Below are 7,744 nucleotides of genomic sequence, written 5' to 3'. Positions count from 1 at the left end.
AGAGTTCTACGACACCAAGATCGCCGCAGGCAAAGGCCACCACGCCACCCTGCGCGCCCTGGGCAACCGTTGGCTGGAAATCCTGTGGCACTGCCTCGCCAAAGGCGTCCGCTACGACGAGAGCATTCACCTTCGCAACCGTCAACAGGCCCTCAGCTCCCGAGCTGCCGCCTGAGGTTGACAGAGGATGTCTCATCAGTCGCGGTCCTGGAGGGGTTCGGTGTCGTCGGGCTCCGGCCAGCCGGGGTACGGGGGTGGCGTGCCGTCGAAGGCCGGGCAGAAGGCCTTGTGGTCGCAGTAGTCGCACAGGCGGCTGGGGTTCGGGCGGAAGTCGCCGGTCGGGGCCGCGCGCATGATGGCCTGCCAGATGGCGTCCAGGGTGCGTTCGAAGCGGGAGAGTTCCGCCTCGTCCGGGGTGTAGGCGAGGGCCTGGCGGTCGGCCAGGTACATCAGGCGCAGCTGGCGGGGGACCACGCCGCGCAGCTTCCACAGGACCAGGGCGTAGAACTTCATCTGGAACAGCGCCTTGGCCTCGCCGATCTCGCGCGGGGCGGCGCCGGTTTTGTAGTCCACGACCCGGATTTCACCCGTTGGGGCCACGTCGACGCGGTCGATGTAGCCGCGCAGCAGGACGCCGGACGGGAGCTCTGACTCGACCAGGAGCTCGCGGGACTCGGGTTCCAGGCGCCTCGGGTCCTCGAGGCCGAAGTAGCCGTCGAGCAGTTTGGTCGCGGAGGCGAGCCACTCCGTTTCCTCGGCGCCGCCCGGCTCCTCGAACAGGGTGGAGAACTCCGGGCGTTCGGCCTTCACGCGGTCCCACGCCGGCTCGATCATCGCGCGGGCGCGGTCGGGCACCCGGTCGGCGGCGGGCAGGGCGAAGAGGTCTTCCAGCACCGCGTGCACCACCGTGCCGCGCACCTGCGCCTTGGTCGGCCTTTCCGGCAGCCGGTCGACCGCGCGGAAGCGGTAAAGCAGCGGGCACTGCTTGAAGTCCCCCGCCCGGGACGGCGACAGCGCGGGCCTGCGCAACGTGGTGCTCATGGTTCGACCCTAGGACAGGGGTCTGACAATTCTGCATTCGCCACTTGCGCACCGCCTGCCCGCCGCCAGCGGACCACCGAACCGCGAGATCACACCCGCCGCTCTACAGTGCACCCGTGGCCGCGCGGATCAGTGAGCGAGAGGGCGGCCTGCTGCTGTTCCGGGTGGCGGGCATCCCCGTGCTGCTCGCGCCGTCGTGGTGGATCGGTTCGGCGATCGTGGTGGCCTTCTACGCGCCGCTCGTCGACGACCTCGCCCCCGGCACTCCACCGGCCATCGGGCTGCTCCTTGCGGCGCTTTTCGCGGTCTTCCTGGGGCTGAGCGTGCTCGCCCACGAGCTCGGTCACTGCGTCGCGGCGCTCCGGCTCGGCCTGCCGGTGCGCAGACTGCGGCTGTACCTGCTCGGCGGGCTGTCCGAGATCATGCGCACACCCGGCAAACCCAGCCACGAGGGCGTGATCGCGGGCGCTGGACCACTGGTGTCCGTGGCGCTGGCGGTCATCTTCGGCGTCGGCGCGCTCGTGATGGAACCGGGTGACGTCGTGTGGGTGCTGGTCTTCCAGATCGCCGCCGCGAACGTCGCCGTGGCCGTGTTCAACCTCCTACCGGGACTGCCGCTGGACGGTGGGCGGATCGTCAGAGCGGGCGTGTGGGCCATGACCGGGCAACGCGCGATGGGTACGCGTGTCGCCGTGGTCGGTGGTTTCGCCGTTGCCTTCGCACTGGTGGTGTGGTCGCTCTACGGCATCGCGGAGGGCGCGGAGGACCGTTGGCTGCGGTTCGGCGTGTGCGTGCTGACGGCGTGGGTCGTCGTCGCCGGGGCGAGGAGTGAGCTCGCCAGCGAACGGCGTCGTACGTGGCCTGCGGGCGTCACGCTCAACGACCTCATCCGGCCGGTGCTCCAGCTGCCGGCGGAAAGTCCCGTGGCGGACGCGCTGAGCACGTCGGCGGGCCGGGGCGTGGTGCTGGTCCGGGCGGACGGGGTGGCGGCCGGGCTGCTCGACACCGAACTGGCCCGCGAACTCGCCGCGGCGAGCCCGTTCGCCCCCGCGGAGCAGGCCGCCGAGCCGATCCTGCCGGAGACCGTGCTGCTCGCCGACGAGCCGGGCGAGGAGATCGTGGAACGCGTCCAGGGCACCGCCGCGTGGCAGTTCCTGGTCGTCGACCTGGAGGGCCGTCCGGCCGGTGTGCTGCGCAGGGAGGACCTGCGTGCGGCCATTGAGAAGGGCGTTTGACACCATTGCGCGGTGATTAGCGCAAGTGGCCCGTTCCGTCCGGGCGACCGGGTTCAGCTCACCGACCCCAAGGGACGGCACTACACCGTCGTCCTGGAGCCCGGCAAGGAGTACCACACCCACCGCGGCGCCATCCCGCACGACAAGCTCCTCGGACAGCCGGAGGGGTCCGTCGTGCAGTCCGTGGGCGGCACGAACTTCCTGGCGCTGCGCCCGCTGCTGCCGGACTACGTGCTGTCGATGCCGCGTGGCGCGCAGGTGATCTACCCGAAGGACGCCGCGCAGATCGTCATGTACGGCGACATCTTCCCCGGCGCGCGCGTGCTGGAGGCCGGCGCTGGTTCCGGTGCGTTGTCGTGCTCGCTGCTGCGCGCGGTGGGGGAGAAGGGCAGCGTCCAGTCGTACGAGGTGCGCGACGACCACGCGGTCCACGCGATCCGCAACGTCGAGCAGTTCTTCGGCGAACGCCCCGGCAACTGGTCGATCACCGTCGACGACGTGAAGAACCACGAGGGCGAGGTCGACCGGGTCATCCTCGACATGCTCTCGCCGTGGGAGGTGCTGCCCACGGTCGCGAAGAACCTCATCCCCGGCGGCGTTCTCGTCGTGTACGTCGCCACCACCACACAGCTCTCCGTCGTCACCGAGGCGCTGCGAGAGATGACGTGCTGGACCGAGCCCCACGCGTGGGAGACGCTCGTCCGCCCGTGGCACGTCGTCGGGCTCGCCGTGCGCCCGGAGCACCGGATGATCGCGCACACCGCGTTCCTGCTGACCACGCGCAAGCTCGCGGACGGCGTCACCGCGCCCAAGCCGCAGCGCCGTCCCAGCAAGGGCTGAGCCGGGTGGAGGGCCCCGGCGTCCGGGGCCCTCACCACCTCACTTGGTCGGCGTGCCGATGCTGTCGATGCCGCACACCTTCCAGGCGCTGCCTTCCTTCGACAGCTTGTAGACGATCTCGCCGGACTGGGCCTTGCCCGGGTTGTTCGGGTCGACGAGACCGGTGAGGCGCTGCGTGAACGTGCCGCTGCTGCCCGAGGTCTTGACGTCGGTCACGGTCGCCGTCGCGCCCGCCTGCGGGGCACTGGTCTTGGCCTTGAGCTTCGGGAACTCCGCAGCGCAGACGAACTCCTTGACGTCGTTCGGTTCGCTGCTGCCCGCCTTCATGCCCTTGAGCACCACGTCGCTGAACTTCTTCGCGACCTCCTCGGCGCCGCGGTCACCGCTGCCGCTCTTGGTGCTGCTCGGCGAGGTCGTCTTCGTGCTCTGCGGTTCCGAGGTGTCGTTCGCCGGCTCGGTGGTGTTCGACGACGCGGTGTTGGTGCTCTTCGAGTCACCGGAGAGCAGCACGGCCGCCGTGACACCACCGCCGACCAGCACCAGCACGCCGACGACGACGCCGATGATCAGGCCGGTGTTGCTCTTCTTCGGCGGCGGGGGACCGCCGAACCCGCCGGGCTGGCCGTACTGCGGCTGCTGGCCATAGGGACCGGGCTGGCCGGGCTGGGGCTGGCCGTAGCCCTGCTGCGGGAAGCCACCGCTCTGCGGTCCCGGCTGGCCGTACGGGCCCGGCTGGGGCTGGCCGTAGCCGGGCGGCGGCTGCTGGCCGTACCCCGGTTGCTGGCCATGTCCCGGCTGCTGGCCGTACGGGCCGGGCTGCTGCGGTGGATACGTCATCGAAATTCCCCCCGATGCTGATGGAACTGATCTTCTCGCTGGGCATTGTGGTGGTTCACAAAGGGCCCCGCCGAATCGGCAGGGCCCTGCACGCGTGGTCAGCTCACTTGGTCGGTTGAAAGTCCGGCAGCTTCACGTCCTTGGCCAGCGTGCAGAACTTCCAGTCACCCGATTCCTTCTTGAACTTCACGGTCGTGTCGAAGTTCTTGGTCTCGGTGCCGATCGTCACGCTGGTCGAGACGCCGACGTCCGCGGTGTTGCCGGACACCTTCACGTCCTTGACGCTGACCTTGGGTGCCGGCATCTTCTTGAGCTCCTCGGCCAGCTTGCGCTGTTCCGGCGTGAGCTTCTTCTCCGCCTCCTCGGCCTCCTTGAGGGCCTCGGCGCAGGCCATCGACTTGGCCTTGCTCTCGTTCTTGGCGGCGGCCGCGGCGTAGTACTCCTCGGCGACCTTCTTCACGTCGGCCGCGTCGTCACCGCCGCCGGAGTTGCTGTTGCCGCTGTTCGAGTCGGACGACGAGCTGTTGGAGGTGCTCGAGCTCTTGCTGGAGAGCGCGATGGCGGCCGTGATGCCACCGCCGACGAGCACCAGCACGCCGACGACGACGCCGATGATCAGGCCGGTCTTGCTCTTCTTCGGCGGCGGGGGACCGCCGAACCCGCCGGGCTGGCCGTACTGCGGCTGCTGGCCGTAGGGACCGGGCTGACCCGGCTGCTGGCCGTAGCCCTGCTGCGGGAAGCCACCGCTCTGCGGGCCCTGCTGACCGAACGGGTCCTGCTGCGGCTGGCCGTACGGATTCGGCTGCTGGCCGTACCCGGGTGGCGGCTGCTGGCCGTACCCGGGCTGCGGCTGCTGGCCGTAACCCGGCTGCTGCGGCGGCTGCTGCCCGTACGGCCCGCCGGGCGGCGGCTGCTGCCCGTAGGGACCGGGCTGCTGCGGCGGGTAGGTCATCGAAACTCCCCCGATGCGGATGAGGTGATCTTTTCGGTGGACATTGTGGTACTTCGTGGACCAACTCGCGGCCGAATGAAAGCTATCGACACGCATGAGTGGTCATGCACACGTGTGCGGTGCCCGTCTGACCGCCAGAACGCCGTGTCTGATAACGATTGCGGCAACTCCACCGGGAATCGAGCGCGATGCACTGCGCTGTCGGAGTGGTGCGCCGGTCGCGCAGGCGAAACCACCCGGTTGGCCGCACGCCCTCCGGTCCCGCTGGAGCCGCGGTGCAGCGGGTCCTCCGACGAGAGGGAACGGGGTGGGTAGCGGTGCGTGACCACCGATCGGACTACTCCGTGGTCCACCTGGTGGGACGACGGCGGGTTCGTGCCCGTCGCCGGGCCGTGAGCCGTACCAGGCGTGTCCGCGGTCGTCCGAGGGTGGTCGCGGACCGTAGGGACGGGGCGCCGTGCCAGGTGCTCCCATGACCCTCTCCTCGGACTTCTTGCAGGTCGGCTGGCGTGTCGCGGGACGAAACGCCGGTAGAGGTTTCTGGGACGCACCGTAGCGGTCGGGCGGTCGAACCGGACACCGGGATGGAGCAGTTGACCTCTGTTGGAGGCCGGACCGTTGCGTCACACGAGCGAAGATGATGTTGTGAGTACACGATTTTGTCGGTGATCGCCGGTACCGTAATCGGTACGAACACGGGAGGAGGGTGCCGACATGCAGCACGGTCATCCCGGCAGCCAACCCGATGAGGGTGGCGAGCTGAACCAGGGCAACAATTCTGCTGAGCTGACTGCGCAGATCAGGTTCCTCGAGGACGAGATCGCGTCGTTGCGTCGCAAGCTGACCGAGTCGCCGCGGCACACGCGGTTGCTGGAGCAGCGCTTGGCTGAGGCGACAGAGCGCGTCAGCCAGCTGACCGAGCGAAACACGAAGCTCATAGACACCCTCCGCGAAGCACGAAGCCAGCTGCTCGCGCTGCGTGAGGAGGTCGACCGGCTGGCCCAGCCACCCAGCGGGTACGGCGTCTTCATGGCGCGGTTCGACGACGGGACGGTCGACGTCTTCACGTCCGGCCGCCGGATGCGGGTCGCCGTGTCTCCGGCGGTCGAGCCGGAGAAGATCGCCTACGGCCAGTCCGTCCGTCTCAACGAGGCGCTGACGGTCGTCGAAGCCGGTGGTTTCGAGCGGTCGGGTGAGGTCTGCGCACTGCGGGAGGTGCTCACCGAGGACGGCGAGGACACCATCGCCCGCGCGCTGGTCGTCGGCCACGCGGACGAGGAGAGGGTGGTCTGGCTCGCCCAGCCACTGCTCGACTCGCCGCTCAAGCCCGGCGACTCGCTGCTGGTCGACTCGAAGGCGGGTTTCGCCTACGAACGGGTCCCCAAGGCCGAGGTCGAGGACCTCGTGCTCGAGGAGGTCCCGGACATCGACTACAGCGACATCGGCGGCCTGTCCCGGCAGATCGAGCAGATCCGCGACGCCGTGGAACTGCCCTTCCTGCACGCGGACCTCTTCCGCGAGTACGAGCTGCGCCCGCCCAAGGGCGTGCTGCTCTACGGCCCTCCCGGCTGCGGCAAGACGCTCATCGCCAAGGCGGTGGCGAACTCGCTGGCCAAGAAGGTGCGGGAGATCCGCGGCGAGACCGACAAGCAGGCCAAGTCCTACTTCCTCAACATCAAGGGCCCCGAGCTCCTCAACAAGTTCGTCGGTGAGACCGAGCGGCACATCCGCCTGATCTTCCAGCGGGCTCGTGAGAAGGCGTCCGAGGGCACTCCGGTGATCGTGTTCTTCGACGAGATGGACTCGATCTTCCGCACCCGCGGTTCCGGCGTGTCGTCCGACGTCGAGACGACGATCGTGCCCCAGCTCCTCAGCGAGATCGACGGCGTCGAGGGCCTGGAGAACGTCATCGTCATCGGCGCCTCCAACCGTGAAGACATGATCGACCCGGCGATCCTCCGCCCCGGCCGCCTCGACGTGAAGATCAAGATCGAGCGACCGGACGCCGAGGGCGCGAAGGACATCTTCAACAAGTACCTGACGCCCAACCTCCCGCTGCACGCCGACGACCTCGCCGAGTTCGGAGGGGACCCGAAGGCCTGCATCGAGGGCATGGTGCAGCACACCGTGGAGCGCATGTACGAGGAGTCCGAGGAGAACCGCTTCCTGGAGGTCACCTACGCCAACGGTGACAAGGAGGTCCTGTACTTCCGGGACTTCAACTCCGGCGCGATGATCCAGAACATCGTCGACAGGGCCAAGAAGGCGGCGATCAAGTCGCTGCTCGACACCAAGCAGCCCGGCCTCTCGGTCCGGCACCTGCAGGCCGCCATCGTCGACGAGTTCGCCGAGAACGAGGACCTGCCGAACACGACGAACCCGGACGACTGGGCACGCATCTCGGGCAAGAAGGGCGAGCGGATCGTCTACATCCGCACGCTCGTCACCGGGAAGAACCAGGAGACGGGTCGCGCGATCGACACGGCAACGAACACCGGCACGTACCTGTAGTCCCGCTTTTGACGATGAAGGGACCCTTCATCCACGTCAGGTGGATGAAGGGTCCCTTCATCGTTTTCAGCGGGCGGGTAAGGCGAACGCCGCGACCTGCTCGCGGGTCTCGGCGTCCACCGCCACCACGCGGCTGTCCTGGTCGATCAGCGTGACCAGTCCCGCGTGATAGCGGATCTCGTGCAGCACCGCGGTCGTCCGCGCCACGAGGCCCTTGGCGAAGATCTCCAGGCATCCCTCGCCCTGCCCGTACGACGCATCGCCGTCCGCGACCCCGTAGCACTGGTTGCCGTCGGGCTTCAGCGTCCGACGTCCCGGGACGTCGCGG

General features: G+C 68.7%; 7 protein-coding genes. 3 read left to right on the top strand and 4 right to left on the bottom strand.

Annotated features, from left to right (window positions below):
• Positions 1–195: 195 nt before the first annotated feature.
• Positions 196–1,041, bottom strand: a complete 846-nt coding sequence (locus tag B0F77_RS44960) for a RecB family exonuclease (RefSeq protein ID WP_086669180.1) — start codon at positions 1,039–1,041, stop codon at positions 196–198.
• A 116-nt stretch (positions 1,042–1,157) separates the two neighbouring features.
• On the opposite strand from B0F77_RS44960, the gene B0F77_RS44955 reads away from it, so the two are divergent.
• Together B0F77_RS44955 and B0F77_RS44950 are read left to right on the top strand one after the other, a co-directional pair.
• On the top strand, positions 1,158–2,276 hold the full coding sequence (locus B0F77_RS44955) for a site-2 protease family protein (protein WP_086669179.1): 1,119 nt from the start codon (positions 1,158–1,160) through the stop codon (positions 2,274–2,276).
• Positions 2,277–2,291: 15 nt separating this feature from the next.
• Positions 2,292–3,116, top strand: a complete 825-nt coding sequence (locus B0F77_RS44950; protein WP_211294359.1) for a tRNA (adenine-N1)-methyltransferase — start codon at positions 2,292–2,294, stop codon at positions 3,114–3,116.
• Between the two features lie 39 nt (positions 3,117–3,155).
• Here B0F77_RS44950 and B0F77_RS49485 read toward each other — a convergent pair whose 3' ends face one another.
• Together B0F77_RS49485 and B0F77_RS44940 are read right to left on the bottom strand one after the other, a co-directional pair.
• Complete coding sequence (locus B0F77_RS49485) at positions 3,156–3,953, bottom strand: hypothetical protein (protein ID WP_211294358.1); 798 nt, start codon at positions 3,951–3,953, stop codon at positions 3,156–3,158.
• 103 nt (positions 3,954–4,056) lie between these two features.
• Complete coding sequence (locus B0F77_RS44940; protein ID WP_086669177.1) at positions 4,057–4,905, bottom strand: Rv0361 family membrane protein; 849 nt, start codon at positions 4,903–4,905, stop codon at positions 4,057–4,059.
• A gap of 714 nt (positions 4,906–5,619) precedes the next feature.
• Between B0F77_RS44940 and arc the strand changes: the two genes are divergently transcribed.
• Positions 5,620–7,416: a proteasome ATPase gene (arc, locus tag B0F77_RS44935; RefSeq protein ID WP_086669176.1), complete on the top strand. Its 1,797-nt coding sequence runs from the start codon at positions 5,620–5,622 to the stop codon at positions 7,414–7,416.
• A 66-nt stretch (positions 7,417–7,482) separates the two neighbouring features.
• On the opposite strand, the gene B0F77_RS48430 is transcribed toward arc, so the two are convergent.
• Positions 7,483–7,744: hypothetical protein (locus tag B0F77_RS48430; RefSeq protein ID WP_158103008.1), on the bottom strand; the 262-nt coding region annotated here is incomplete at its 5' end.

The organism is Lentzea kentuckyensis (assembly GCF_002150765.1).
Lineage (GTDB): Bacteria > Actinomycetota > Actinomycetes > Mycobacteriales > Pseudonocardiaceae > Lentzea > Lentzea kentuckyensis.
This window is presented reverse-complemented; position numbering and strand designations above follow the sequence as displayed.